The 2,044-nt window shown below is 71.2% G+C and carries 1 protein-coding gene; it reads left to right on the top strand.

Annotated elements, in window-relative coordinates; translation table 11 throughout:
* A partial coding sequence (locus ACTMTI_RS56705; protein ID WP_441129379.1) for a polyketide synthase dehydratase domain-containing protein occupies nucleotides 1-2,044 on the top strand: 2,044 nt, incomplete at both ends.

Genomic DNA, 2,044 nt, shown 5'->3' on the forward strand with positions numbered 1-2,044 from the left:
ACCTCTTCACCAACACCGGCGCCACCACCACCGACCTGCCCACCTACCCCTTCCAACACCACCACTACTGGCTCGAAGCGACATCGGCCGCCACGAACGTGGACGGGCTGGGCCAGGCCCCCGCGGACCATCCCCTGCTGGGAGCCGCGGTGGAGTTGCCCGATCAGGGCGGCATGGTGCTGACCGGGCGGATCTCGGTCGCCACGCATCCGTGGCTGGCCGACCACGCGGTGGGAGAGAAGGTCCTGTTCCCCGGCACCGGGTTCGTGGAGCTGGTGGTGCGCGGGGCCGACGAGGTCGGCTGCTCGGTGGTGGAAGAGCTGACGCTCGAGACGCCGCTGGTGATCGAACGGGACGAGCGGGTCCTGATCCAGGTGGCCGTGGCCGCCGCCGATGAGGACGGCCGGCGCGAGGTGACGGTCTACGCCCGCAGCGGTACGCGGCCGTGGACGCGTCATGCCACCGGGATCGTGGCCACAGCGGACAGCGGCGACGCGGCGGGTTTCGACTGGAGCCAGTGGCCGCCGCCAGGAGCGCAGGCGGTGGACGTTTCGAACCACTACGAGACGTTGTCCGCCGCAGGGTACGGATACGGACCGGCGTTCCAGGCACTCAAGCGGGCCTGGGAGCGCGACGGAGAAGTGTTCGCCGAAGTGGAACTCGGTGAGCGGGAAACCGCCGAGGTCGGCCGTTACGGCATCCACCCGGCGCTGCTGGACGCGGCGCTGCACGCCATCGGCGTAGCCGACCGACTCTCCGACGCGGACCGCGCCGACACGAAGATCACTCTGCCTTTCGCCTGGACCGGGGTGCGACTGTACGCCTCCGGCGCGAGCCACCTGCGCGTACGCCTGCGTCGCGCCGACGACAGTGCGGTGACCCTGGAGGCAGGAGACTCCGCAGGGCAGGCCGTGGCCTCGATCGGTTCGCTGATCCTGCGGGAGCTCGCGGACCAGAAGCTGACCGCGACCGCATCCTCGTCGTCGCTGCTGCGAATGGACTGGGTGCCGTTGCCGGGTGAACTGCCGGGGTCCCCTGCAGGGGACGTGGCGGTGGTGGGCGAGCGGTGGCCCGGTCTGGCCGCGGCTGTCGAGTCCGCCGGTGGCGGTGCCGAAGAGTACGTGGACGCGGCGGCGTTGGGCGACGCGGTCGCCTCCGGGCAGGACCTTCCCGCAGCCGTCGTGATGCGCCTGCAGATGGACGTTCCTGGCCGGGACGGGCATGGGCCCCTGGAGGAACTGCGGTCGGAGCTGGATCGGGTCGTGGGCGTGCTGCGCGACTGGCTGGCCGATGAGCGGCTGGCCGAGACCCGGCTGGTGCTGGTCACCACGGGCGCGGTGACGACCGGTACCGAGACCGGCAGCGCTGATGGTGGCGCTCTGGTTGAGGCTGCCGTCTCGGGGTTGGTGCGCTCGGTGCAGGCGGAGAGCCCAGGCCGGATCGTGCTGGTCGACCTCGATGGTGCGGCCGAGTCGCTCACCGCGCTGGCCTCTTTGCTGGGTGTGGAGGACGAGCCGCAGATGGCGGTGCGTGCCGGGCGGGTGCTGGTGCCTCGTCTGGCTCGGGCGGACAGCTCCGGCGACCTTCCGACTCCCGAGGGGGCGGACGCCTGGCGGCTGGACAGCTCCGTCAAGGGATCCATCGATGGGCTGAACTTGATCCCGGCCCCAGAGGCTGGCCGGGAGCTGGCTGCCGGTGAAGTGCGGGTGGACGTCCGCGCGGCCGGCCTGAACTTCCGCGACGTGCTCAACTCCTTGGGCATGTACCCGGGTGAGGCCGGGGCGATGGGCGTCGAGTTCGCCGGGATCATCGCCGAGGTCGGGTCCGCGGTGGAAGGGCTGCGGGTCGGCGATCGGGTGATGGGGCTGGGCGAGGGGACGTTCGGTCCGCGGGTGGTGGCTGATCACCGGATGATGGTGGGGATGCCGCAGGGGTGGAGCTTTGCCCGTGCGGCGTCGGTTCCGGGAGCGTTCGCGACGGCGTGGTATGGGCTGGTCGATCTGGCCGGGCTCACCCGTGGTGAGCGGGTGCTGATCCATTCTGG

The organism is Nonomuraea sp. H19 (assembly GCF_052068215.1).
Lineage (GTDB): Bacteria > Actinomycetota > Actinomycetes > Streptosporangiales > Streptosporangiaceae > Nonomuraea.